25 protein-coding genes, 2 tRNA genes and 1 pseudogene are annotated in these 24,368 nt (G+C 59.2%); 14 read left to right on the plus strand and 14 right to left on the minus strand.

Annotated features, from left to right (window positions below; genetic code table 11):
* Positions 1 to 24 precede the first annotated feature (24 nt).
* From rbsK1 to HMPREF0308_RS14335, 5 genes and pseudogenes are all read right to left on the minus strand, one after another.
* Complete coding sequence (rbsK1, locus tag HMPREF0308_RS04530; protein WP_005529149.1) at positions 25 to 954, minus strand: ribokinase RbsK1; 930 nt, start codon at positions 952 to 954, stop codon at positions 25 to 27.
* Entirely contained in the window at positions 951 to 1,973 is a 1,023-nt protein-coding gene (gene uriR, locus HMPREF0308_RS04535) for a transcriptional regulator UriR (protein ID WP_034656997.1), read from the minus strand. The genes rbsK1 and uriR overlap by 4 nt, the downstream gene beginning before the upstream one ends.
* A 259-nt stretch (positions 1,974 to 2,232) precedes the next feature.
* Positions 2,233 to 2,505: a hypothetical protein gene (locus tag HMPREF0308_RS04540; protein ID WP_034656999.1), complete on the minus strand. Its 273-nt coding sequence runs from the start codon at positions 2,503 to 2,505 to the stop codon at positions 2,233 to 2,235.
* Between the two features lie 190 nt (positions 2,506 to 2,695).
* Positions 2,696 to 3,067 (minus strand): glycerate kinase, encoded by a 372-nt coding sequence (locus HMPREF0308_RS14330; protein WP_005529153.1) that lies wholly within the window; start codon positions 3,065 to 3,067, stop codon positions 2,696 to 2,698.
* Positions 3,068 to 3,207: 140 nt separating this feature from the next.
* A pseudogene (locus HMPREF0308_RS14335) lies at positions 3,208 to 3,723 on the minus strand (glycerate kinase); the annotation flags it as partial.
* A gap of 246 nt (positions 3,724 to 3,969) precedes the next feature.
* On the opposite strand from HMPREF0308_RS14335, the gene HMPREF0308_RS04550 reads away from it, so the two are divergent.
* The 5 genes from HMPREF0308_RS04550 (at position 3,970) to HMPREF0308_RS04570 (ending at position 8,233) form a co-directional block, all read left to right on the plus strand.
* Positions 3,970 to 5,073, plus strand: a complete 1,104-nt coding sequence (locus tag HMPREF0308_RS04550) for a sensor histidine kinase (RefSeq protein WP_005529154.1) — start codon at positions 3,970 to 3,972, stop codon at positions 5,071 to 5,073.
* A gap of 3 nt (positions 5,074 to 5,076) precedes the next feature.
* Positions 5,077 to 5,754 carry a response regulator gene (locus HMPREF0308_RS04555; RefSeq protein ID WP_005529155.1) on the plus strand — a complete coding sequence of 226 codons (678 nt, stop codon included), beginning with the start codon at positions 5,077 to 5,079 and terminating at the stop codon, positions 5,752 to 5,754.
* Between the two features lie 73 nt (positions 5,755 to 5,827).
* Positions 5,828 to 6,742: an ABC transporter ATP-binding protein gene (locus tag HMPREF0308_RS04560; RefSeq protein WP_005529156.1), complete on the plus strand. Its 915-nt coding sequence runs from the start codon at positions 5,828 to 5,830 to the stop codon at positions 6,740 to 6,742.
* Entirely contained in the window at positions 6,739 to 7,485 is a 747-nt protein-coding gene (locus tag HMPREF0308_RS04565) for an ABC transporter permease (protein WP_005529157.1), read from the plus strand. Before HMPREF0308_RS04560 ends, HMPREF0308_RS04565 begins: the two co-directional genes overlap by 4 nt.
* A 4-nt stretch (positions 7,486 to 7,489) precedes the next feature.
* On the plus strand, positions 7,490 to 8,233 hold the full coding sequence (locus HMPREF0308_RS04570; protein WP_005529158.1) for an ABC transporter permease: 744 nt from the start codon (positions 7,490 to 7,492) through the stop codon (positions 8,231 to 8,233).
* Between the two features lie 140 nt (positions 8,234 to 8,373).
* Here HMPREF0308_RS04570 and HMPREF0308_RS04575 read toward each other — a convergent pair whose 3' ends face one another.
* Complete coding sequence (locus tag HMPREF0308_RS04575) at positions 8,374 to 9,771, minus strand: RNA polymerase sigma factor (RefSeq protein ID WP_005529159.1); 1,398 nt, start codon at positions 9,769 to 9,771, stop codon at positions 8,374 to 8,376.
* 207 nt (positions 9,772 to 9,978) lie between these two features.
* Positions 9,979 to 10,740, minus strand: a complete 762-nt coding sequence (gene ppgK, locus HMPREF0308_RS04580; protein ID WP_005529160.1) for a polyphosphate--glucose phosphotransferase — start codon at positions 10,738 to 10,740, stop codon at positions 9,979 to 9,981.
* A 35-nt stretch (positions 10,741 to 10,775) separates the two neighbouring features.
* On the opposite strand from ppgK, the gene HMPREF0308_RS04585 reads away from it, so the two are divergent.
* Together HMPREF0308_RS04585 and HMPREF0308_RS04590 are read left to right on the plus strand one after the other, a co-directional pair.
* Positions 10,776 to 11,639 (plus strand): inositol monophosphatase family protein, encoded by an 864-nt coding sequence (locus tag HMPREF0308_RS04585; protein WP_005529161.1) that lies wholly within the window; start codon positions 10,776 to 10,778, stop codon positions 11,637 to 11,639.
* A gap of 107 nt (positions 11,640 to 11,746) precedes the next feature.
* Entirely contained in the window at positions 11,747 to 12,037 is a 291-nt protein-coding gene (locus tag HMPREF0308_RS04590; protein WP_005529162.1) for a DUF4193 domain-containing protein, read from the plus strand.
* Between the two features lie 148 nt (positions 12,038 to 12,185).
* Here the strand turns inward: HMPREF0308_RS04590 and HMPREF0308_RS04595 are convergent, their stop codons facing one another.
* Positions 12,186 to 12,716: a DUF3093 domain-containing protein gene (locus HMPREF0308_RS04595; protein ID WP_005529163.1), complete on the minus strand. Its 531-nt coding sequence runs from the start codon at positions 12,714 to 12,716 to the stop codon at positions 12,186 to 12,188.
* 77 nt (positions 12,717 to 12,793) lie between these two features.
* Here HMPREF0308_RS04595 and dut point away from each other — a divergent pair, with 77 nt between their 5' ends.
* From dut to dxs, 5 genes are all read left to right on the plus strand, one after another.
* A complete protein-coding gene (gene dut, locus HMPREF0308_RS04600) occupies positions 12,794 to 13,267 on the plus strand; it encodes a dUTP diphosphatase (protein ID WP_034656850.1) in 474 nt (157 codons plus the stop codon).
* Positions 13,268 to 13,325: 58 nt separating this feature from the next.
* Positions 13,326 to 14,231 carry a DUF3710 domain-containing protein gene (locus HMPREF0308_RS04605; RefSeq protein WP_005529167.1) on the plus strand — a complete coding sequence of 302 codons (906 nt, stop codon included), beginning with the start codon at positions 13,326 to 13,328 and terminating at the stop codon, positions 14,229 to 14,231.
* Positions 14,232 to 14,278: 47 nt separating this feature from the next.
* Positions 14,279 to 15,010 (plus strand): DUF3159 domain-containing protein, encoded by a 732-nt coding sequence (locus HMPREF0308_RS04610; RefSeq protein ID WP_005529169.1) that lies wholly within the window; start codon positions 14,279 to 14,281, stop codon positions 15,008 to 15,010.
* Positions 15,003 to 16,316, plus strand: coding sequence for a class I SAM-dependent RNA methyltransferase (locus tag HMPREF0308_RS04615; RefSeq protein WP_005529171.1), 1,314 nt, complete (start codon positions 15,003 to 15,005; stop codon positions 16,314 to 16,316). The genes HMPREF0308_RS04610 and HMPREF0308_RS04615 overlap by 8 nt, the downstream gene beginning before the upstream one ends.
* 153 nt (positions 16,317 to 16,469) lie before the next feature.
* Positions 16,470 to 18,407, plus strand: a complete 1,938-nt coding sequence (dxs, locus tag HMPREF0308_RS04620; protein WP_005529173.1) for a 1-deoxy-D-xylulose-5-phosphate synthase — start codon at positions 16,470 to 16,472, stop codon at positions 18,405 to 18,407.
* 11 nt (positions 18,408 to 18,418) lie between these two features.
* Here dxs and HMPREF0308_RS04625 read toward each other — a convergent pair whose 3' ends face one another.
* Both HMPREF0308_RS04625 and HMPREF0308_RS04630 read right to left on the minus strand, forming a co-directional pair.
* Positions 18,419 to 19,663 (minus strand): HRDC domain-containing protein, encoded by a 1,245-nt coding sequence (locus HMPREF0308_RS04625; RefSeq protein ID WP_005529175.1) that lies wholly within the window; start codon positions 19,661 to 19,663, stop codon positions 18,419 to 18,421.
* Positions 19,664 to 19,763: 100 nt separating this feature from the next.
* On the minus strand, positions 19,764 to 20,381 hold the full coding sequence (locus HMPREF0308_RS04630) for a DUF3000 domain-containing protein (protein WP_049064423.1): 618 nt from the start codon (positions 20,379 to 20,381) through the stop codon (positions 19,764 to 19,766).
* 281 nt (positions 20,382 to 20,662) lie between these two features.
* On the opposite strand from HMPREF0308_RS04630, the gene hemQ reads away from it, so the two are divergent.
* The gene (gene hemQ / locus HMPREF0308_RS04635) at positions 20,663 to 21,364 is read left to right on the plus strand and encodes a hydrogen peroxide-dependent heme synthase (RefSeq protein ID WP_034657003.1); all 702 of its coding nucleotides are present in this window, start codon (positions 20,663 to 20,665) and stop codon (positions 21,362 to 21,364) included.
* Positions 21,365 to 21,482: 118 nt separating this feature from the next.
* On the opposite strand, the gene msrB is transcribed toward hemQ, so the two are convergent.
* The 4 genes from msrB to HMPREF0308_RS04655 form a co-directional block, all read right to left on the minus strand.
* Entirely contained in the window at positions 21,483 to 21,896 is a 414-nt protein-coding gene (gene msrB / locus HMPREF0308_RS04640) for a peptide-methionine (R)-S-oxide reductase MsrB (RefSeq protein WP_005529180.1), read from the minus strand.
* Positions 21,897 to 21,905: 9 nt separating this feature from the next.
* Entirely contained in the window at positions 21,906 to 23,108 is a 1,203-nt protein-coding gene (locus HMPREF0308_RS04645) for a glycosyltransferase family 87 protein (protein WP_236251952.1), read from the minus strand.
* Between the two features lie 10 nt (positions 23,109 to 23,118).
* Complete coding sequence (locus HMPREF0308_RS04650) at positions 23,119 to 23,796, minus strand: dihydrofolate reductase family protein (protein ID WP_005529184.1); 678 nt, start codon at positions 23,794 to 23,796, stop codon at positions 23,119 to 23,121.
* Positions 23,797 to 23,896: 100 nt separating this feature from the next.
* Positions 23,897 to 23,968: transfer RNA gene (locus HMPREF0308_RS04655), tRNA-Val, on the minus strand.
* A 279-nt stretch (positions 23,969 to 24,247) separates the two neighbouring features.
* On the opposite strand from HMPREF0308_RS04655, the gene HMPREF0308_RS04660 reads away from it, so the two are divergent.
* Positions 24,248 to 24,323 (plus strand) — tRNA-Gly (locus HMPREF0308_RS04660).
* The last annotated feature ends 45 nt before the right edge of the window (positions 24,324 to 24,368 follow it).

The following is a 24,368-nucleotide window of genomic DNA, read 5'->3' on the forward strand; positions in this document are numbered from 1 at the left end:
GTTACTCTCGTTTCGGTGGGGGAGTTAAGCGGTGACTGTGGGTAGGTCGTCGACAAGCGTGGGGTAGGAGGCCTGCGTGCCGCGGCGGGTGGCGGCGAACGCACCGACGCGGGCGGCGAAGCGGGCGGCCTCCACCAGGGAGTGGCCGTCGGCGAGCTTTGCGACGAGCGCACCCGCGAACGCATCGCCACTGCCGGTGGTGTCCACCGCCTCAACGGTGGGGGTCGGGATCGCGGTGAGGCCCTCGGCGTCACCGACTAGGGCGCCATCGGCACCGAGGGTCATGACCACGGTGGGGAAACCCTGACCCAGCAGGGCTGCCACCAGGGTGGACGGATCGGTTTCGGGGGTGGGTGCACCGAGCATCTCCAGCACGAGGGCACCCTCGTGCTCATTGACCAGGAGGGGATTCGCCTGACGGAGCTGCTCATGGCCGACCGGGACCACAGGCGCGAGGTTGATCACCACCCGACCCTGCGCCAGGTCCACCGCGCGGTTAAAACCATCGGCGGGGATCTCACCCTGCAGCAGGACGATGCCGGCCTGTTCAATGAGCCGGGCATGCCGGTCCACATAGCCGGCGTCCATGCTGGCATTCGCGCCGGGCACGACGATGATGGTGTTCTCACCGTCATCGGCCACCGTGATCACGGCCAGACCGGTGGGGCCGTCGACGGTGTGGACTGCGGACATGTCAGCGCCGGAGGCACGCATGTGCACCAGGGCGGAGTCAGCCATGGTATCGGAACCCACCGCACCGACCATGTGGACCTCCGCACCGAGCTGGGCGGCGGCCACGGCCTGATTGGCGCCCTTGCCGCCGGCACTGATCTCACCACCGCCGCCGAGGAGGGTCTCACCGGGGTGGGGGTGGCGGTGGACCGTGGTGGTCAGATCCGCGTTGATGGATCCGACAACAACAATGGAACCGGGTGAACCGGGTATGTCAGTCATGCTTGTGGGCCTTTCATGAGGGAATCACCCTGGATCAGGATAGTGGGTGTGACAAGGTGCGTCTGGGTGGATTCGGTAGGTTTGGTGCCTGTCAGCAGCCCGTGCAGGACGGTGAAGGCCTGCCGGGCCATGACGTCCACCTGCTGGTCGATGACCGTCAGGGGCCGTGGTTGCAGGGCGAAGACGGGTTGGTTGTCGAAACCGATCACGCTGATGCCCTCGCCGATACTCAGGCCCGCCCGGTGGCAGGCCTGGAGCACCCCGATGGTCATCATGGTGTCCCCGGCGACCAGTGCGCGGGCCCCGTGGTTGAGTAGGTGGGTGGCACCCTGATAGCCCTGCTCCTGTTCGAACCCACCATGGAAGACCAGCTGCGGTTCCCGTTCGTTGTTCCGGCAAGCCTGCTGGAAGGCTTCCAGGCGGGCACGTCCCGTGGAGGTGCTCAGCGGCCCGGAGAGGTAACCGATCGGCAGGGCATGGTGCTCCACCAGCAGCGATACCGCGGCGTCCATGCCGGGTTGCGGATCGGAGATGACGGTGGGGATGGGGGATCCGGTGAGTTCTCGGTCGATGAGGACCAAGGGCATGCCCTGGGCGTGCAGGTTGTTCAGTTGGTCCGCGCAGGCTTCATCGGGCACGCAGATGATGCCGTCCACCCCGTGGCTGGCAAGGAAGGCCAGGGAGGCGGCCATGGTCTCCGGGCGCTCATCGGTGTCGGTGATGATGGTGGCCAGACCGGCACCCTCGGCTGCGTTCTGCACGGCGGAGACCATGGTGGCGAAATAGGGGTTGATCAGGCTGGGCACCACTATCCCGATGGTGTTGCTGCGTGAGCTCTGCAGGGCCCGGGCCTGGGCGTTGGGGAGATATCCCATCTCCGCGGCCAGGGCCTGGATGCGCGTGCGGGTGGTGGTGGCCACCGCGGGGTTGTTCGCCATGGCGCGGGAGGCGGTGGCGATGGAGACACCGGCGCGCTGGGCCACGTCCTTGAGGGTGGGACGGCCGTGTTCTGCTGCCATGATGGTCACCCCGCTTCGCCCTGTGGTGTGCAAACGATTGATGTAAACGTTTACAATTTGTTGAATCCACCCTATTTCCTCACCACCGGTTCCAGCAAGGGGGGCACTCTGACGGGGGGTGGAAACAGCTCCGACCCCGCCGCGGGGAGCGACGGGGTCGCAGGCATTGGGGGGGATAGGAACGCGGAAGCCGCGCAAGCGAATGTGCGCGGCTAGGAGGATGGTGGGCGCGGCGGGCTACCGCGCGGGGTCGGATGTCTTAGTCTTCGAAGCGGTCGTCGTCGTCATCGTCATCGCCGTCATCCTCGTCATCGTCGTTGTCATCTCGGTCATCCCAGTCGTCGCGGTCATCGTCCAGATCGCCCCAGTCATCACGGTCGTCGTCGAGGTCGGCTGGGGAAGTGGCCGCGGGAGTTGGCTCGGGGGCATCGTCAGCGCCGGCGGTGCCTAAAGCCACGACAGCGGCGGCAAGGACGCCGTTGCGCAGGCGGCGGGTGGTGGTTGCGGTCTTGGAGGTCGGAGTGGAGTGCATGAGGTGTCCTTTCCCAGTCCCGGCCCCCGGTGCGGGCCGGTGCTGTGTGTTGTGGTGTTGTGGGGTGACCTTCGCGGTCATGATCCAGTATGGGGACCGGTCATGAAAGGGCGATGAAGCCAACATGAGAGGATCTTCATCTAAATTAATGGGCGTTGAGCTTCGGAAATGAGGAGGGGAGTGGCGGCGGTTAGGCCGCGGGAAGGGCGGTGACGGGCGCGTGGTAGCGCTCGCGGAGCTTGGCCTCCGTGCGGCCGGCGACGGCGGAGCCAAGCTGGAGCATGTGCATGGCGCGCTCCGCGGCGACGAGGAAGGGATGGCCTTGGGAGACGGCATCGGAAAGCTCCATGGGCACTGTCATGATGCGCTGGATGGCGGCAATGCCGCAGTCATGGACCGCGGGCGCGCCGTGGCCGAGGGAACCGGCGAGCGCGAGAACCGGGACGCCGGAGTCCTGGCAGCGGCGCGCGATTTCCGCGGGGACCTTGCCGCGCGGGGTCTGGAAGTCAATGGCGCCCTCGGCGGTGATGACGACGTCCGCCCGCGTGAGCAGCTCATCCAACTCCTCATCGAGCAGGACCTAGAAGCGGTTGCGCGCCTGCGCGCCGAGGGCCATGAGCCCCGCGCCCAAGCATCCCAATACCCCGTGCCCGGCCCCGTCACAATGTTCGCCGCTGGCTGGAAATGGTCGTGGAGCAGTCGGGCGAAGTTCTCCAGGCCTGCTTCAAGCTCCTCGACTTGTTGGGGAGTCGCCTCCTTCTGCGGGCCGAAGACACGGGCGACGCCGCGCTTACCGGTGAGCACGTTGAGGATATTGCAGGCGAGGATGATGTCGACGTCGTTCAGGCGCGGGTACAGCTCGTCGGTGTCAAGACTGCGTGCGTGGCGGAGGTTTGCGCCGCCGGGTGCGAGTTCGTTTCCGTGTTCGTCCTCGGTTGTCACGCCCAGCGCGGCGAGCGCGCCGGCGCCGCCGTCCGAGGTGCCCGAGTCCCCGCAGCCGACGATGATGGTCTCGATATCGCGGTCGAGGAGGTGGCGGAGGAGCTCGCCCACGCCGTAGGTGGTGGTCGCGCCGGGGTCGCGCAGGTCCTGCGGCACGAGGGAGAGGCCTGCGCAGGAGGCCATCTCGATGACGGTGAGGCGTCGCGCGGGGAACTCGACCCACTGGGCGGTGACCTGTTGTCCGACGGGTCCGGTGACTTCTAGGGTGTGTGTCACCGCGCCGGGGCGGGCGGCGAGGATTTCGACTCAGGCTGTTCTGCAATCTTGCTCTCGTCACGGTATCCCAAGACATTACTTTGGGGCGCAGATTTCCTATCTTCGGCTGCCTGAAATTGTGGAGAATGAGTTCTATTTGGGCCCGGCCTTGGATAAAGAATGGCCGACGAAATCGTACTCAGGCATGACTACTTAACTCGTCGAACCGGATAGCGTAGAGGCGTGGAAGTCTTTTCTGATAGGCGAATGATTCGTGACCTGGCGGTGTCACTTTTATGCGGAGCGGCGTCTCTCATCGGTAGGGACCTGATGTCCCGGCCGCTCTTTGACTACCTGATTATCGCCTTGGTTGTGCTAGTGCCAATTATTAGCAGGCGGTGGCCACGCCTGGTGGTCTTCGTTGCATCAGTGGTGCTCTTCGCCAGCCTGTTCCAGGTGGAACTCACCGTAGGCATCATATTCCTTGCGGGGCAGGTCGCTTACATTATTCGCCGCAGGCTGGAAGAGCCCCTACGGCGAATAATGACTTTAGGGATGCTTGCTGCGGACTTTGTCGGCGTATTTTGGGTGAGCCAAACGGTACAGGAAGCAGCACAGGATATTGGGCGGCGCCTTTTCCTCGTGGGCTGGAGCCTACTGGTCCTTGCGGTATGCATGCTTGTGGGTGAACTGCGTAGGAGAGCAGAGAAAGAACGCACACGGGAGATTTCGCGTGCTTTAGAGAAACAACGCCTGGAATTCGAGAAAAGCTCGACGGAACAACGGGCGTTTATCGCACGTGAGATCCATGACGTCGTCACGCACTCGCTATCGGTCATAGTTGCCCAGGCCGATGGGGCGCTCTACACCAAAGACAGGGAAGCGCAAGAAGCAGCTTTGAAGTCTATTTCCCGCGTGGGAAGGACCTCTTTGAGGGAAATGCGGGGAGTCGTGGGCTTGCTGCGCACAGGGGAAAAGCGCAGCACTCAACCGATGGTGGGATACGGTGATCTTTCAGAACTCATTAACAGCGTTAGAAGCGCCGGCATTGCTGTGGGATATCGCTGCACAGGAACGCCACCTGAAGAACTTTCCGCCGCGACGTCACTAAGTCTGTACCGAATTGTCCAAGAGGCTTTGACCAATGCAAACAAACATGGTGGCGGGCAAGCAGACGTACTAGTCGAATGGCTTGAAGGTATCGTCCGCCTTGAGGTGCGCAATGGATATACGGGTGATGCCCGAGGCGAGGGACATGGCATTGATGGCATGAAGGAACGAGCGGAATTGGTTGGAGGCACCTTCCAACAGCGCAGTGATGCTGGCACATGGATAGTAGAGGCAGAGTTACCCACCGTAAGGGGGAAGTAAGCAATGAAAGTCGGATTGGTAGATGACCAGGTTCTCTTCCTGCACGGGATTGCCCAGATCATTAGTTCGCAGCCAGACATGGATGTTATCTGGCAAGCAAACGATGGCGAAGATGCGCTGACCCAATGCGCGGCCACGCCTGCTGATGTGGTGCTCATGGATGTACAGATGCCCGTCCGCGATGGAATTAGCGCCACTGCTGAGATCGCATCCTCTCTTCCGGAGACGAAGGTCATCATTCTGACAACCTTCGATGACGAAGACTATGTAGTAGCCGGGCTGCGAGCAGGAGCGAGTGGCTTCGTGCTCAAAGACGCAGAGCCAGAGGAGCTACTAAGCGCGTTGCGCACTGTCTATCGCGGAGACGCGGTAATCTCACCCCGCGCCACTAAGCGCCTTGTCCACAGTATGCGGGATGACTCCACGGACACACTGAGTATTAGCGGCACAGACCGTCGGGTACTTGAATCGCTGACTGCCCGTGAACAAGAAATCCTTGAAGCAATCGGGATGGGATGGTCAAACACAGAGATAAGTGAGCGGATGTTCATCTCTATGCCGACCGTCAAGACGCACGTTGGACGAGTGCTCGCCAAGACTAGTTCTAGGGACCGTGTACACGCAGCCCTTTTCGCCTATCGCACAGGAGTTGTCTCCCGTGCTGACCTGCTGAGCTCCTAATACCCCAGTATGACTCGCAAAATCGTGCCTCGCGGCGATGTGCGGCGTAGGCGCGCCGGGCAACGATTGAGTTATGAGCACAGAATATGTTGTCGAAACTCAGGGTTTGACCAAGGAATATAAGCGATTCAAGGCCGTCGACGGCCTTGATATGGCAATCGGCCACGGTGTCGTTCACGGATTGTTGGGGCCGAATGGTTCGGGCAAGTCCACGGCCATGAAAATGCTTTTGGGTCTGGCAAAGCCGACCGAGGGAAGCATCAGTTTGTTCGGCGAGCCTTTTGGGCCTAAGACGCGCAGCCGGGCCTTGGCCCGCACCGGCTCGCTCATCGAGCAGCCTTCGGCCTATTTGCACCTCACCGGGCGAGAGAACCTGCGCATCGCTGCGCGGCTTCTACGCGCTGAAGCAGAAGACGTGGATCGCGCAGTGCACCTCGTGCGGCTGGAAAAGCAGCTGGACAAGCAAGTAGCGAACTATTCCTTGGGCATGAAACAGCGCCTCGGCATCGCAATGGCTATGATTCGTAACCCGCAGCTTCTGATCCTTGATGAACCAACGAACGGCCTTGACCCTGCCGGTATCGAAGAGATTCGCAATCTCATCGTCAGCCTCGCTGCCGATGAGGGGCGAACGGTATTGGTTTCGAGCCACCTTCTCTCGGAAATCGAAAAGATGGCTAGTGAGCTGACCATTATCAATCGCGGGCAGTTGCTCTTCCAAGGTACAAAGCAGGAGCTTTTCCATTCCCAGCCGCCTGAAGTCTATATCGAAACCCCGAACCCCAAGGAAGCGGCGCAAGCACTCGCGGGTATCTCAGTGCGCTTTGTAGAAGGCGGCATTCGGGTCCCGAACTTAAGCGAGCGCGACGTCGCGGGGGCTTGCGAGCAGCTCGTCAACCACGGCGTGCCCATCTACCAGGTACTAAGAACGCACCGCAGTCTCGAAGAGATCTTCATTTCGATTACGGGACGAGGTGGCTTGCAATGATGCTGCAGACTGAATATGCCAAGATGCGGCATACCCGGATGCTGCCGCTTGCCCTTGCCGTCACGCTCGCCATCGTTGCCTTTTCCAGTATGAATCTGGTGAGTGAGCACACCGCCGAACAATTTCAGCAAGATCCACATAGTCAATGGGGCGGATACCTCCTTGGCTACATCACGGTGACGGCCTTCCTCACTCCGGTGCAGGTGGCATTGCTAGCCAGCCGCGCAGCCGATGTAGAGCATCTCCACGGCGGCTGGCGGCTTAATTCCATCGCCGGGTACCGCCGCGGTGGTCTGCTCCGCGCGAAGTTCGCAGCTTTAGCCCTTGTCCTAGCCGCAGTAAAGGTAGTTGAATTGCTCGCGGTCTTGACCAATCCATTCCTCTTTGGGGCACAGTCGATTGATTCACCCGGCACATGGGTTCTCACAGCAGCTGGTCTATATGGAACCTCGTGCGCACTGATGGCGATTTTCTTATGGCAGGCAGCACGCGTGGAATCCCAGCTCGTGGTGCTCAGCACTGGGGTAGTAGGCGGCTTCCTCGGTGTGGCAGGAATGCTTTCCCCAACCGCGGTCACGCTCATTAATCCCTTCGGTTACTACGCAGTCTTGGCCCCATTTACCTTCCGCCCCGAAGGCCTAGTGAGCATCGAACCACTGTGGATTCCATGGGTACTGTTCATCGCCGTTGTAACCGTCATCTTCACCGTGCTTTGTCGCACGCTTGACTCCCAGGAGGAATAAGTTCATGTTTGCTATCGACCTGCTGAAATTTCGACGCTCCTACGTATGGACTGTCATCTTCCTCGTGCCGTCTATAGCAGTCGGCATTGGTGCCGCGAATTATCACGCCAACTTGGCGGTACTTAATGCCGGATGGGCAAGCTATCTTTCCCAAGCAACGCTGTTCTACGGCCTAATCTTTATGACTGTGGGAGTGGCCATCATCGCTGCAGCTGCCTGGCGCCTAGAACACCGCAACCACAATTGGAACACTATTATGACCTCACCGCGCTCGGCGGGAGAAGTAGTCGCGGCCAAGTTTTTCTCCATCATGGTCCTCATCGCGCTAATGCAGGCGGTGTTCATCGCGCTGGCCTTAGGCATTGGACGCGGCTTAGGAATACAGGGAGAGATTCCGCCTCTCAACTTGAGCGCGCTGTTCCTAGCAATCATCCCGGCGTTCGCAGTCGGGGCCTGGCAGTCCTTTTTCTCGATGATCTTTCGCAGCTTTGCCACGCCCGTGGCGATTTCACTTGTGGGCGCGATTGCCTCAGTTGGAATTCTCTACAGGGGTATTCGGCTCATCCCGATGCTGCTGCCACCGGCTATGGTTACGTCGACGATTTCGCTCGGCAGTACCGCCTTCGGTGCAGATGACACTCCTGATGTGCGCGGTATCGCGTTTATGATGGCTGTTTCTATCTGCCTCGTCATCGGAGCTTGGATTGCATCTGTTGCCTGGCTGCGAACCCATGACGTTGAGGCTTAGGACTCATCTTTGGGACTCTTCTTTGTGCCACAGATGCAAAATGCCCTCGCGTCCCGACGCAACTTAGTGCTAACGGGGGAGGCGAGGGCGGCGTCGGCAAGCGTGTGCATCTTGTTGCTTGCCTGGGCTAGCTTGGCCTCTTAATCGAGGTAGTCGCGCAAGACCTGCGAACGCGAAGGGTGGCGCAGCTTGGACATGGTCTTGGACTCGATCTGGCGGATGCGCTCGCGGGTAACACCGTAGACTTGGCCGATTTCGTCTAAAGTGCGCGGCATGCCGTCGGTCAGGCCGAAGCGCAGGCGAACGACGCCGGCTTCGCGCTCAGACAGGGTGGTGAGCACGTCCTGGAGCTGGTCCTGCAGCAAAGTGAAGGATACGGCGTCGACAGCGATGACTGCCTCGGAGTCCTCAATGAAGTCACCGAGCTGGGAATCGCCCTCATCACCAATGGTCTGGTCCAGGGAAATCGGCTCGCGGGCGTACTGCTGGATCTCGAGGACCTTTTCCTCGGTGATGTCCATTTCCTTCGCCAGCTCGATTGGGGTGGGCTCGCGGCCCAGATCCTGCAGGAGCTCGCGCTGGATGCGGCCCAGCTTGTTGATGACCTCGACCATGTGCACCGGGATACGGATGGTGCGGGCCTGATCAGCCATGGCGCGGGTAATAGCCTGGCGGATCCACCACGTGGCGTAGGTGGAGAACTTGTAACCCTTGGTGTAGTCGAACTTCTCAACCGCACGGATAAGGCCCAGGTTGCCCTCCTGAATGAGATCCAAGAAAGCCATGCCACGGCCGGTGTAGCGTTTCGCAAGCGAAACGACGAGTCGGAGGTTTGCCTCCAGCAGGTGGTTCTTTGCCTTGCGGCCATCACGGGCGATGGAACGCAGGTCGCGCTTTTCCATAGGGGAGAGCTTGGCGGCCTTGTCGCCCTCAGCGCGGGCCTTTTCCATCTCATCCATGCGGTACTGCGCGTAGAGGCCAGCCTCAATGCGCTTTGCTAGGGAGACCTCTTGCTCAGCGTTAAGGAGGGCGACCTTACCGATCTGCTTGAGGTAAGCGCGGACGGAGTCAGCAGATGCGGTCAGCTGTGCGTCCTTGCGCGCCTGGCGCAGGGCAGCGGATTCTTCATCGTCCTCATCCGCATCGAGCTCGTCCTCAGCATCGCCGAACTCGTCATCGTCCATGTCCGCGTTATCCGGATCGAAGTCCGCGTCATCCTGGTCGGCGTCATCTACCAGCTCGTCTTCGAGCTCGTCAGAAGCGGTCTCGAGCTTCTCCTGCTTTTCCTCAGGAGCGGCTGCGGCCTTCTGCGCAGACTTGCGGACGGTCTTCTTGGCAGATTTCTTCGCAGTCTTGCGAGTTGTCTTCTTGGCCGTCTTCTTAGCAGTCTTTTTAGCCGTTTTCTTCGCGGTCTTTTTGGCCGTCTTCTTTGCGGTTTTCTTGGCCGTCTTTTTGGCGGTCTTCTTGACAGGTGCAGATGCCTCGGTGGCTTCTCCGCCCTCGCCGAGTACCTGGTCTGAAGAATCAGTGGCTGCCACGTACGCCCTTTCGACTTGCTTGTGTATGAAAAACAGCTTGGGTCGCGATAGTCGCGACCACTGAGGTTAATGCTAATCCAGCCCTCATTTGCGCAGGAGAGGCACGCCGTTAGCTGTTTAACTTTGGATCGACGGCCCAGTATAGATGATCTTCGCCGCGAGGCGGTGAACTGGGGTCGAATCCACTGTGGATCTTTGGAGATTACCCTATGGGCGCAAGTTCTGCTGCGCGGCCATAGCGGCACCGACGATTCCGGCCCGATTGCGCAGCTGCGCTGGGGCAACGGGGGTGTCAATGCCTACGAGTTCGCCCCACTTGTCCCACTTGCGGGAGATTCCGCCGCCGATGATGAAGGCGTGGGGGTTAAACAGTTTCTCGTATTCGGCAAGTACCTTATTGAGTCGCTTGACCCACTGCTTGTACTTGAGGCCCTCACGCTCCTTTACAGCCGAGGAAGCCTGATGCTCCGCTTCGGCATCGCCCACCATCATGTGGCCCAACTCGGTGTTAGGGAAGAGCTGGCCATCGAGGAGGAAAGCCGAGCCAATGCCCGTACCTAGGGTGAGGAAGATGACGGAACCTGTGCGTGCTACTTCGTCGCCGAAGGCTACCTCGGCAAGGCCGGCAGCGTCGGCGTCATTGAGCACTACAAAAGGCTGGTCCAAGTATTGTGCAAAAAGCTCTTGGGCGTCGACTCCGATCCAGGATTTGTCGATGTTCGCCGCTGTGAGAACTTTTTGCTCTTTGACCACGGAAGGCAAAGTAATGCCAACCGGGCCGGACCATTCCTTTTCCGCCACGATCTGGGCGACAATCTTGGCCACGGCTTCAGGCGTGGATTGCTTGGGCGTGGCAATTTTCAGGCGCTCTCCCACGAACTCACCCGTGTTCAAGTCAACTTCAGCGCCTTTGATGCCGGAGCCTCCGATGTCGATGCCAAAGGAATGGCCAGTTTTAGTGCTAGTCATAAGCCCTAAGTGTAGGCAACGGCATAATTGTTGGCATGAGTAACTGTGAATATGACCCAAATTATCTGGCACAACTGCGTGACTTCGCACGCGATACAGTCCGTGCAGCGGCGGTACGTATTCGCGCCCAACGTGCCGAAATCATTGGCAGCGATGGCTTGGCGGCGCACACGCAGACCAAGAGCAGCGCGGTGGATCCTGTCACCGAGGTGGATCAGTCCACCGAGCGCTTTATTGCTGAGAGCATCCAAAGCCAGCGGCCTGGCGATGGCATCTTCGGAGAAGAAGGGGCTTTCGTTGCCTCTGAAACTGGAGTCACATGGATTGTGGACCCCATCGATGGCACGGTGAATTTCCTCTACGGCATTGAGGAATTTGCCGTGTCCATGGGAGCCGCCATCGACGGTGAGATTGTCGCGGGCGCCGTCATCAATGTTGCACGCGAGACTTTGTATTCTGCGGCGCTGGGGCAAGGTGCCACGGTGGAGTTTGCCGATGGGCAGGTGCGCGAGTTGGCGTGCCGTACAGAGACAGACCCATCGCTTGCCCTGGTGGCAACTGGTTTCGGCTACGCAGCGGGGCGTCGCCAAGCGCAGGCCCAACTTCTGACCTCCATGTTGCCTAGCGTGCGCGATATTCGCCGTATGGGCGCTGCAGCGCTTGATCTGTGCCGCGTTGCGGAGGGAAGCGTAGATGCATATTACGAGCACGGTATCAATCCGTGGGATTTTGCCGCTGGGGCAATTGTTGCGGCGGAGGCTGGAGCCGTTGTACGCCATCCAGGTCTGCAAAAATTATCCACTGAGGGCGAGATTACATGGGTGTGCGGGGGTAAACTCGCTCCATCGTTTCAGCAGCTCCTGGCTTCGAAAGGGGCCTTAACGCCGCTGCGGGGGTAATAGTCAAGCGCTTTTCAGTCGGGATGAGTATGACATGAGGCCAATTGTGTTTTAGGATGCGCACGATAAATACCAACCCATCCACATGACTAATAGGGGCGTAGAACATGGCCACCGATTATGACGCACCGCGTCGCCGTGTAGAAGACGAGCTTGAAGCTGACTCCCTCGAGGGCCTCAAGGCTGCTGAGAATGACAACAACGGCATGGACGACGACGGAGAGATTGTTGAGGCTTTCGAGCCGCCATCAGTTGACCTGACCGGCGAGGAACTCAACGTTACAGTTATCCCACGTCAGGAGAATGAATTCACCTGTTCCGTGTGCTTCCTGGTGCAGTCCAACAAGCGTTTCTCCCACGAGGAAGATGGAAAAGCTATCTGCCTTGATTGCGCATAAATAGGCAGCTCGGTCTGGCGCTTGGGCGTGCGTAGCCCAAGCGCGCATAGCTCAAGCTGGCATGCCGCGCTTCCAGCGGCCTAAAACACCTACACCCCCGCACTCCGCTGTTCGAGCGGATGGATGCGGGGGTGTGGTGTTTCTAAAGCTAGTGCGCGCTGGGGCGAGCTGCAGGGTCGAGGAAGGCATCCAGCACTTGCTGGGGGTTCTTCGTTGCGATGAGCCAGTAGGGCGTTGGGTCCTCAGGGTCATCGAGCACCAGCATGATGTGCTCGTCAATCCACCCATGCGTCACCAAGAATGCAGCCGGATCGAATTGGGGGCCGAGAGCGTTTCGGCGGGCGGTCTTCGGCACGATCATGGAGCGCTGGACGACGTCGTGTGGAAGCTGCGCATCTTTGATTGTCAGCCACCGAGTGCCATCGGTATCCTTTTCAACTTTGAGGACCGTGCCCGACCATGCGATGAGCACCCAAATGGCGATTGCGCTTAGTAGCACTGCGGGGATGATGACCCACCAGATGTTGCGGTTAAGGCTTACCGTCGCGGTAGTAATAGCCACGACAAAGGCGGCCATCAGCCAGAAATACCAGGGTACCCACTGGCGCTCTTTGTAAAGGATCTCTGGGGCGGCGGCTGCAGAGCCGCTGGCGGATGGGGAAGCGGAACCGGTATTCATAGACACGGTCTGCCAGTCTAGTCGCTGCCTTCACGTTGTAGTGAAGCGACCATTTAGAGCACGGTAGGCTGGGGCAGGTGAATGAGACCAACCCGATTATTGATCCTGTAAGTCCTTTCGGTCCCGTGAGGGTGCACCGCTTGGATAAAGACTTGCCTTTGCCGCACCGCGCGCATAGGGGCGATGCTGGCGCAGACCTGTGCGCAGCGGAAACCGTAGACATCGCTCCCGGCGAGCGGGTTCTGGTGGGCACTGGTATTGCAATCGCCTTGCCGCTCGGCACCGTGGGGCTAATCCACCCACGCTCTGGTCTTGGCGCCAAGCATGGAATTTCTGTGGTGAATACACCGGGCACCGTCGATGCTGATTATCGTGGCGAAATTAAAGTGTGTCTGATTAATCACGACCTACATGAGACTTTTCACGTTGAGCGCGGCATGCGTATCGCTCAATTGCTTGTCCAGCGTGTTGAGCTCGTCGACTTTGTCGAGGTGGACGAACTTGACGAAACCGTCCGGGGAGCCGCAGGATATGGCTCGACAGGCGTCTAGACTCGCTTCATAAACATCAACCGCTAATTAAGAGTTTCAAGTTCGGAGAAAAACAGCTATGTGGCCGTTTTCTAAGAAAAAGTCTGAAGACCAAGAAGTTAAGGACCAAGAAGTTAAGGACGCCGAGCAAGTAGGCGCTGCTGGCAGCCCTGCTAGCACAGGGCACACTAGCCGCGCAGAAGATGCCCAAGCTGGCGCTGCGGCTGCGGCTTCTCAGGCTGAGTTCACGGCTTTTAGCATCGACCATGACGCCGTTAACGGTGACTCTGGCCCCTTTGACGGCGATTCTGTAAAAATCGAAGAGTTCGATTTCACTGATTTCTCCGTCGGAATCCTAGATCTGGGTTCTATGCGCATTCCTCTGCCAAAGGGGAGTCAGGTGCAGGTGGAGATGGGCGAGCAAGGCCCGAAGATGCTGCACATCGTCACCGAATTCGGCCGCATGACGCCGGTTGCTTTCGCCGCCCCACGCAAGCCAGGGCAATGGGCAGAATCTGCTGTTGACATTGTCGAAGGGCTGACCCGAGATGGATTTACAGCCCACCCAGAAAACGGCCCATGGGGAACAGAAGTTGTGGGCACAAACCCGAACGGTGAAATCCGCATTATTGGTGTTGATGGCCCACGCTGGATGTACCGTCTAACTTTGGCAGCGCCTGCTGGAAAGCAAGAGGAGCTCGCCGCACTAGGGCGCGAGGTCTTTGCCCGTACCTTCGTCTACCGTGGCGAGAACCCAGTTCTGGCGGGTAGTTCGCTGCCAGTGACCTTGCCGCAGCAATTAGCGGAGCAAGTACAAACCGCCATGCAGCAGCGTGCGGAAGGCGGAAGTGCCCCGGCTTCCGGCGCGCCTGGATCTGCTGATGCGGCAAACTCGGCGGCAGCTCGTGATGAAGCAGAAGCGAAGGCTCAGATCAACGATTTGAATAAAGAGACCGCTGCGCAGGACAATAGCGACGATAAATAATTGCGTCCCTATCCATCCCTACAGCACTTCATCGAAGTAGTGCTTTGATGAGCGGTGGATACATAGACAAGAAAGCCGACGTGACGAACCCACAAAGCCATTCAGCCACCCCGACTGAACAAGAAGAAGTAGAGCCGACACTGCTGGAGCAGATGGGAGGCCTATCGGGACTTGTCTCAGCGACACTTCCGGTTGTTGTCCTTATCCCTGTCAATAACGTGTGGGGTCTGGGCCCAGCGTTGCTGGCTGCTCTCGGCGTCGCAGTGCTTATTGCGGTTTGGCGAATCATCCGTAAAGAGACGCTGCAGCCGGCTATCTCAGGTCTGTTGGGCGTAGGCATCTGCGCCGCAATCGCGTGGTTTACTGGTGACGCTAAGGGCTACTTCCTCTATGGCATCTGGATGTCGCTTGTACTTTTCGTCGTTGCGGCAGCTTCCATTTTGCTGCGCTGGCCGCTCGTTGGCGTCATTTGGAAAGGCATAAACGGCGAGGACATGCGCTGGCGCACTGTTGTAAAGGCGCGACGTTCCTATGCCATTGCTACGGCCGGTTGGGCCGTGATTTTCCTCGCGCGATTCCTCGTGCAGAACGCCATTTACAACGCTGACAACACCACCGCTTTGGGCGTGGTCCGCATCCTTATGGGATGGCCCCTGACCGGTTTGGTCACCATCCTCACGATTTGGATGGTGCGCCGCGCCAACGCCGCAGTTGAGGAAGCCTCCCCCTCTGAGAGCGAAACTGCCCAAGAAACCATTCAGGAGAAGGTCGATGACTAGCCCGCACACGCACTCGGAGTTCCACGAATCCGAATCTGGCCCCTCTAAAGGTGAAGAACTCCTCTTAGGCGTCGAGCGTATGGCGCACGGTGGCGTGGGCCTGGCGCACGCTGAGGATGGTCGCGTGGTCTTTGTTCCAGGAGCTTTCCCTGGCGATAAAGTCCGGGTAGTGGCTAGGAAGGTCAAGAAATCCTTCATTGACTCCCAGTTAGTGGACATTGTTGAAGCTGGTCCATTGCGCGTCGCGTCCAGCTGCCCAGCGGCCGCGCGCGGGGCGGGATGCTGTGATTTTCACGAACTCGACCCATCCAAAGAGGCGGAAATCAAAGTCGAGGTCTTGATCGATCAGCTTCGTCGCGTGGCCAAGCTCGATGACTCCGAGCTAGCCGCATTAGACGTCGTGGCCCAGGAACTTAGCCCGCAGCGCGGATGGCGCACGCGCGTCAGGCTCGGCGTCGACAAGCAAGGGTGCGCTGGATTGCGGAAGAAATCTTCCACCGAACTCGTCACCGACGTTGCGTGCACCCAACTGGTGCCGGGCCTTGTGGATGGCATCGTGGGAGCCGATGCTCGTCGTTTCACCCCGGGGGCTGAAGTTATTGTAGTCATCGACAGTGCTGGTAACCGCCACGTAGTCGAATCCCGTCGTGCCCCGCGTGGGCGCCGCGTGGAAACCGTCCTAGACGTTGTCGAGGGCTCCGGCGACGTCGTGCAAGCCGCTGACGGCCATGAATTCCGCTTTCCCGCGACAGCTTTTTGGCAGGCACACACCAGCGCCCCAGATTCTTACACGCAACTCGTTCGTGACTGGCTGACTGACAGCAGTGCAGATCCGGCCATGCCAGCAGTGGCATGGGATCTCTACGGCGGCGTGGGCCTGTTTGTACCGGCGCTGCATGATGCACTTGCAGATACCGCATCGCTTGGGCGGCCCCAGGCGCAGGCGCCGAAGATCTACTCTGTGGATTATTCGCCGGCAGCGGCCGCACATACGCAGGAAAGCCTCGCTGCTTACGACGTCTCTTTCCGTAACGCAAAGGTGGAGGCCTGTGCGGCACAACTGCCTGCACCGGGCTACGTAGTCCTTGACCCGCCCCGAACGGGCGCCGGGGATGAGGTTGTCTTAGCGGTGGCGCAGGCGGGGCCGCGTAGCGTTGTGCACGTCGGTTGCGATCCAGCCACCTTTGCACGCGACCTCAAAGCATGGAAAGAAGCTGGTTACGCGCTGAAGCGGTTGACCATGGTAAACGCCTTTCCTGGCACGCACCACTTTGAAACCATGGCGCTGCTGCAGCCTGCCTCCTAAGGAGGGGCGCTCGCCACGCATATCGTTGCGCGGCGCGGGCAAGATCTGGGGAAGAATAGGAAACTTCGTCTCAGAAGGATTGCCGTCCGCGGACCGCGAACGGGTACGGTAGTAAAGAACAAGAACTGACAAGAAGGAGAAGAAGGCCGCTCCATGACCATTCTGGATTCCATTGCGTCGCCTCGCGATTTGAAGGCTCTCTCCCCAGCTCAACTGACCCAGTTGGCTGGTGAAATTCGTCAACGTCTGATTGAAAAGGTTTCGGTTACCGGTGGTCACCTCGGACCCAATCTCGGCGTGGTGGAACTTACTGTGGCTATGCACCGGGTGTTTGATTCCCCGCGTGATGCGATCGTCTTCGACACCTCCCACCAGTCATACGTGCACAAGATGCTTACGGGGCGTGTGGGTAAGTTCGATACCCTGCGTCAAAAGGACGGTCTTTCTGGCTACACCGATCGCGGCGAATCCGAGCATGACTGGACTGAGTCTTCGCATGCTTCGGCTGCGCTGTCCACGATCGACGGTTTGTCTAAGGCTTTCAAGATTAAGGGCCAGTCCCACCGCAATGCTGTGGCAGTGGTGGGCGACGGTGCCCTCACCGGCGGGATGTGCTGGGAGGCCTTGAACAACATCTCGGCAGATAAAGAACGCAATGCGGTCATCATCGTCAACGACAATGGCCGTTCCTATTCGCCGACTATCGGTGGTCTTTCTGAAAACCTCGGTCGCATCCGCGCGCAGCATGGATACGACGAGATCATGGCACAGGGCAAGAAGCGCCTGAAGTCAATGGGTTGGGTTGGCGAGCGTACTTTCGACGCCCTCCATGCCATCAAGGACGGCGTGAAGTCGACCGTGATGCCCACGGAGATGTTCCCGGAGCTTGGCATCAAGTATGTCGGACCGATCAACGGTCACGACATTGATGCACTTGTGCGCGCGTTGTCCTATGCACGCGATTATGACGGCCCGATCATCGTCCACACGGTGACGGAGAAGGGCCATGGCTTTGCGCCGGCCGTCAACGAGCCAAAAGACCAGATGCACTCCACAGGCGCCATCGACCCGGTTACGGGCGTGGCCAAGGGGCAAAAGCAGCCTGGCTGGACCGCTGCTTTTTCTGAGGAACTCATCAAGGCTGGGCAGCAGCGTGATGACATTGTGGCGATTACTGCTGCTATGGCGGGCCCCACAGGCCTGGCACCGTTCGAGGAGCGTTTCCCTGAGCGTTTCTTCGACGTCGGTATAGCTGAGCAGCACGCCATGACGTCTGCTTCCGGTCTAGCGTTGGCAGGAATGCACCCTGTCGTGGCTATCTATTCCACGTTCCTCAACCGCGCGGTGGACCAGGTCATCATGGACATAGCGTTGCTGAAGCTGCCTGTGACTATCGTCCTTGACCGCGCCGGTGTGACCGGCTCTGACGGCCCTTCGCACAACGGTGTGTGGGACATGGCGCTGATGAGCATCGTTCCTGGCATGCGCATTGCTGCGCCTCGCGACGGCGCACGTCTGCGTGAGCTCTTCCACGAGGCGATTGACGTCAACGACGGCCCCACCGTGGTGCGCTTCCCGAAGGGCAACCTGCTTGACGATATCGAGGCAGTAGACCAGCTCGCCGATGGCGTGGATATCATCCACTACAACGATTCTCGTGATGCGAAGGACGCGGATCCCGCGGCCGCGGAGACTCCCGACGTCTTGATTGTTGCTATTGGCGCTATGAGCACGCGCTCGAAGAACGCAGCACAGCTTCTGGAGGAACGCGGCTACAACGTGACAGTTGCTGATCCGCGCTGGGTTGTCCCGGTTCCGCAGTCCTTGGTTGGCCTTGCCGCTGACCACGACCTGGTGGTGACGGTTGAGGACGGCATTATTCGGGGCGGTATTGGCTCTATGATCGCGGAGGCTCTCGACGCCGCCGAGGTAGATACGCCGGTGCGCCGCATGGGCGTGGCCAACTACTTCCCGCGTCACGCAAGCCGCGGTGAGGTGCTGGAAGAAAACAACCTGACACCTGACGCGATTGCCGACGCCATCGAGGAGTGGGTTGGTGGCATTAGCGCTGACGAAGTGGAACAGGACTAACTAGCCCCCGCTTAGCCGGCGTAGACGAGTCCTTCTTCCAGAATCGGTTGGAGGAGCTCAATCTGCCATTCACGGACGCCTTCATCGCGCAGGAAGGGGGCGATATCCTGTGGCCCTTTTATCATTCCGCCCACGGAACCAGGCTTTTTCGCTTTCGGTGGACAACCAGCTGCCCATACAACTGCGCGGAGCGTGGCTGGTTTCAAGATGAGTTCCCAGGGCATGGCGACCTCGTCGCCGAGGTCCTCGCACTCCTCGCGGAGGTTTTGGAAAACCTCCCACAGTTCCGGGTAATCCTTAGCCCAGATAGTCTTCGACGGGACCTGGGAGATCGTTCGCTGCTGGCGCGGCCAATCCTGGGGGTCGAGTGCGCGGGCTTTGTTCACGACATCAAACCACTGCAGCGCGGAGCCAGAACGCTTCCTCGGAATACCTTTGATGCGAGCAAACTGTTGCGGTGAATCTGGCAGTGTCCGTGCAATATCAATGAGCACGCGGTGCGGCAGAACTCTATTCGGCGCGGTATCTGTGGAACGGGCAATGGACTCGCGGCGCGTCCACAGAGCCTTTGCTACGGCTAATTGCTCGCCGGTTCTCAGGGAGGACAGCCCCTTCAACCCGCGCCAGGTTCGCTCGGTTGGCTCGGTGACACCTGCGTAGTCATCCACCATCGCGGCGAATTCTTCATAGGCCCAACCTAGTTTGTCCTCTTCGGCCAGAATGTCACGCAGCGCCTCTGCCAGCTCGAGCAGCAACTCGACGTCCAGAGCCGCATAGGCGCGAAGGTTGGGGGAAAGCTTGGGCGCTGACCAGTCAGAATCGCCGTAACCTTTCTCAAGCTCGACGTCGAAAAGCTCAAGAATCATTGCGCCCAGGTTGGGGTGGGCGAAGTCGGCCATGCGCGCGGCCAATTCCGTGTCGAACAAGGTTCCTGGATACAGGCCGAGCCACGCCAGACTGGGAAGATCAGAGGGCGCTGCGTGCACGACCCAATCCTGATCGTTGATTACGGGCGCTAGCGCGGCGCTCAACTCGCTGCGCTTGCCTTCCGGGGCGAAGAGGAAGGTACCGGCGCCAGCGCGGCGGATTTGAATCAGAAAGGCGCGGTCATCAAAGCGATACGAGGATGCTCGCTCAGTGTCGATTGCAAACGGACCAGTGCCCCTGCTTAGGGCGGCAGTAGCGCTGGCAAATTCTGCCGGGCTACGAAGTACCTCGGGAATTCCGTCTTGAGGTTGGGTCCGCAATTCAGTCATGATTGCAGCCTACAAGGCAATGGGCACCACGGCGATAACCAAGGTGCCTATGTGGCGCAAATGTGCGCAGCTGCAGTCAAGCTCCGGGGGAGAAAAGCGTTTAGCGGCTCAGCTCCGTGACACCCTCAGGTGGAAGGCCAGCCACGTTGGCCAGGACCTGTGCGAAAGCCTCGACATGAGGTGCTAGGTCTAGGCCTTCAGCAGTCCAGGAAGCACGCATCTCGAGCTGGTATGCGCGGGGCGGGCCGCCGATTTCGCCAAAGCGTACGGAAGCCGTGGAGGTCACCGTACCGCCGAGGTTGGTGTGTGTTGCACCGTTGGACTCCATGGCCTCGTTCAGCCATTCCCACGCGACGTCGGGAAGCAGCGGATCGCCCGCTACTGCGTCATCCATGTCGGCCTGGATATAAGCCACCAGGCGCATAGCGCCTTCCCAGGCCTCCTCGGCGCCGGGATCATGGAGGAGAATGAGTCGGCCAAAAGCATCGCCGTCGCTGTCAGTAGGGACAATATCGACGTCCGAATCTTGTGCGTCGCCAACTTCTAGTCCGATGGCGTGGCTGTACGGAGCGAGGCGCTGTGGTGGGCGGATTGTTCCCAGCGTGATTTCGGGGCGAAGGCGAGCCGCATGCATGGACTCAACGGCGGCGTTGAATACTGCCGGGGTGGTGTCCGCTTCAGATGCGGAAGAAGCTTTGGCGGCGGCGTGCTCGTGCAGGCTTGTCGGTGCGCCTGCAAGGTTGCTCGAAGTTACGTCGGAATTGCTCACGTCGTTCAAGCTATAGTTTTCCAGCCGGTAGAGGGCGAAGGCGCGCCGTAGCGGGATGGGCTGGCAGGCAATTTTTGCAGGGAAGTTGGCTATGTTTCAGCTACTAACTGAGGGAAAGATGGAAATAGGGCTTTATCCAACTTATGATGGATGGGTATCTAGTTCTCTTTGGGGTCTCGCCCCATAAAGAGAGCGCGAATCGCATCCATTTTCAAAGGAGAATGTCCACCATGGCGAAGGTTAATTTCCAAGAGCTCAACTCTATGCAGCAGTACTCCCAGCATGCGGTATTCAAGGTAATCCCGGGTGCGCTGGGCACGGAGCGCGCGGAGATTGTTACCCAAGCGCAGGAGTTCTTCAAGAATCTCGAGGAAGAGGGCAAGCTCACCGTCCGAGGTATCTACGATCTCTCCGGCATGCGTGACTCTGCAGACTTTATGATTTGGTGGCACGCGGAGGAATTCGCAGACCTCCAGAAGGCATTTGCTGACTTCCGTCGTGAGACCACCCTGGGCCAGGTCTCTGAGGTCACTTGGGTAGGTAATGCACTGCACCGCCCAGCGGAGTTCAACAAGTCCCACCTGCCTTCCTTCATCATGGGTGAGGAACCTGGTGATTGGATCGCGGTCTACCCATTCGTGCGTTCCTACGATTGGTACACCATGGATGAGGAAAAGCGTCGCCGCATTCTGATGGAGCATGGCATGCAGGCACGCGACTACCCTGACGTTCGCGCTAACACGGTTCCTTCCTTCGCGCTGGGTGACTACGAGTGGATCCTCGCCTTCGAGGCGCCAGAGCTGCACCGCATCGTGGACCTGATGTACCTGATGCGCTACACCGAGGCTCGCCACTACGTGCGTGAGGAGATTCCTTTCCATACCGGCCGCCGTGTCAAGGATGTTGCTGAGCTCATCGCGGTTCTTCCTTAAGGCGTTGGCCGCGAGAGCCACACTCTAAGCTGAGAAAAATCCGCTTTCTTCCCGGACAGTATCGGGGGAAGAAAGCGGATTTTGTGGTTGTGATTGGTGGGCGCAACCTTGCAGTGCGCTATTCGCCGACTGGCTTCTCCTCAAGGGTGAGGCATATCGAGTTGATGCAGTAGCGCAGGTCGGTCGGGGTGTCATAGCCCTCGCCGGCAAAGACGTGGCCCAGGTGGGACTCGCAATTGGCGCACAGGACCTCGGTGCGGGTCATGCCCAGGGAGTTATCGACGCGTTCAATGATCTTGTCGCCCGCGAGAGGGGAGAAGAAGGAAGGCCAGCCGCAGTGCGACTCAAACTTCTCCGTCGAGCGGAAAAGCTCCGTGCCGCAGGCCTTGCATGAGTACACGCCCTCGGTGGTGGTATTGGTGTATTCGCCTACATGCGGCGGCTCAGTGCCCGCTTGTCGAAGCACGTAGTATTCCTCGTCGGTGAGGCGATTGCGCCATTCAGTATCGGCGATGAGCTTGAAATCAGTCATGGCAAAAGTTTAGCGCTTAACCTTTGGCTCACGCCACCAGCCGATAGTCGAAGCTGCGGTCACCACGATGAGAAGCCCCCAACCAATGGTTGCGGTGAACACGGTCATCCAGCTGCCTGCGACTGGCCAGTGTGTCGAGCTCCATTCCACAGGCGCCAAGAAGAAGAACGCAGCAGCCCAAGCGCCCCAAGTGTGGAACACAGAGCGGGGGAGGAAGACCGTAAACAGCATGGGAAATAGCCACATTGAGTAGTACTGCTGACCCAAAGAAGACAGAAAGAAGATGCCCACCATGATGGCGCCCGAGGTTGTAAGGGCCCAGAAGACCGGCTCCGACTCTTTCCACTTAAGTAGTCCCAAGATACTCAGAGCCGTGCACACTCCAAGCGCGATCCACAAAGGGTAATACGCAGTAGGAGACAGGCCAAAGTATGCCTGTACGCCAGGCCACGAGGCATTGGCGTAGTCACGGGTGGTGCCGAGGTAGGGCACGAGGTTATCAAGGTAGCCACTGGCGCCTGGGACAAGTGGCCAAGCGATGGCATTGAAAAGCACGGGCACAGCGACGCCGCCAGCGATGTTGATCCAGTCCTTCTTGACCAGCGGCAAGAACAGTAATGGCGCAAATTGCGGCTTGATAAGGATGGCCAAGCCAATAGCTATGCCCGCTGCAACTCGTGGACCGCGTCGCGATTGCAAGATACCCCAGAGGAACACGCTCAACGCCAACAAAAGCAGGCCATTGATATTGGTAAAAGCCAGGGTGTTGATTACGGCTTCAGTCGCGAATGCGGCGACGAGGGCGACTGGAAACACAGGGCCGCGGAGCGAGTACCCAACTACAGTCGTGAGAATCGCAAGCGCCGCGCAAATCGCCAGAGCGTTGGCGCAAATGAAAGCCCCACGGGCAAGCGAGAAATCGGCCATGCCCAGAGGGGAAAGCAGTAGCGTAGCACCGGGATTGTACAGGTAGAGCGGGTCAACGTGATTGTATGCCTGGTCGTAGACAGGCTGGCCATCAAGGAAACGCCGGACGGCATTAAACACCGTGGTGAAGTCATCCGTCGGCGTTCCGTTGAGGGCCACGACGAAGACCCGGTGCACTATTAACAGCAGAGCCAGCGGCCACGCGGCGATCGTCAAGATGCGCCCTGAACGCGCGTGGGGCGGCACAGCGGCGGCGTCGATAGTGGCAGGACTCTGAGAACTCACGTCATGCAGTTTACGGGCAGCCGTGATGGGCATAGCGCAGAAACACCGTGCCGTCCGCGTCCGCCGCGACGTTCTCAAGCTCAAGCGAAAGTGCAGGGGCCTGCGCAGTTTCCTCGTCGCGCGCATAAACCAGTGGCTGCGCTACAGAGGATGTCAGGTGCGGGTCTAGTGTGAGATAGAGCTTGTCTACTAATCCTGCGGCAATGAAAGCGGAGTAGACGCCCGGGCCGCCTTCGCAGACAATGCGCGTCCAGCCCTGTGCATGGAGTGCGGCAACCACAGATTGGATTGAGCCATCACCGGTACCAAGAACCGTTGCGCCTGCTGATTCGAGCCTTTGCGCCGCCGCAGTTCCCACGTTCTCGTCGGGAGTCAAAATAAGGGGAGGAGTGCCCACCTGGAAAAGCTTTGATTCAACGTTAAGGTCCAGGGAATAGCTCATCACTGCAATGCGTGCCGCGCCAGGCGACGACCCCTCGTAATCCTCGGCCTTGACGGTGCCCGCCCCCACAACAACTACGTCGCCCCATTTGCGCAGCCCTTGGAAGAGTGCGGCGTCGGTGGCGTTTCCCATTGCATCGGAGGTCCCATCAATTGTCGCGGAACCAGACAGGGTAGATACCTCGATGAGTCGAATGCCTGGGGTGTCGGGCCCAAGGTGCGCGGAAACGTCAATATCGGTGTGCATGGGCTCAGCCTAGCGGAGGGAGGGGGCCTCAAGGTCGGCTTTTTTGGGGACTGACGCGCAAAAGCCGACGCCTTTATGCAAGGCGCCGGCTGAGAAACGGTGGTCCTAGCTGGGATTGAACCAGCGACCTTTCCGGTGTGAACGGAACGCTCTCCCACTGAGCTATAGGACCTTGGTGTGAGGATGAATTTACACCTTGTTTGGCCGTAAACCATAATCGCCTGGAGGTAGTGGCTGCCACCTGCAGTTTCAGTCGGGCATCCTCGATAAGCGTCGGGTTGGACAGTGCAGGGGTGAATTACCTTCATGTAATTCGCGGCATCGAAAAGCGGCCTAGAATCTGTGGGAAAATAGGTAATTATCCAGCGGATTTGGAAACTCGCGCGGGGCGCGATAATGTTTTTACTCGCACCACGGCAAACAGTTGTTAAGACGGTTTCCGGAATGCAGTGCGGATGTAGCGCAGTTGGTAGCGCATCACCTTGCCAAGGTGAGGGTCGCGAGTTCGAGTCTCGTCATCCGCTCCAAGACGTTCTTGGCTTAGTTCAAGTAGCGTGTTGATAATGAGATAT

This window comes from Corynebacterium striatum ATCC 6940, assembly GCF_000159135.1.
Lineage (GTDB): Bacteria > Actinomycetota > Actinomycetes > Mycobacteriales > Mycobacteriaceae > Corynebacterium > Corynebacterium striatum.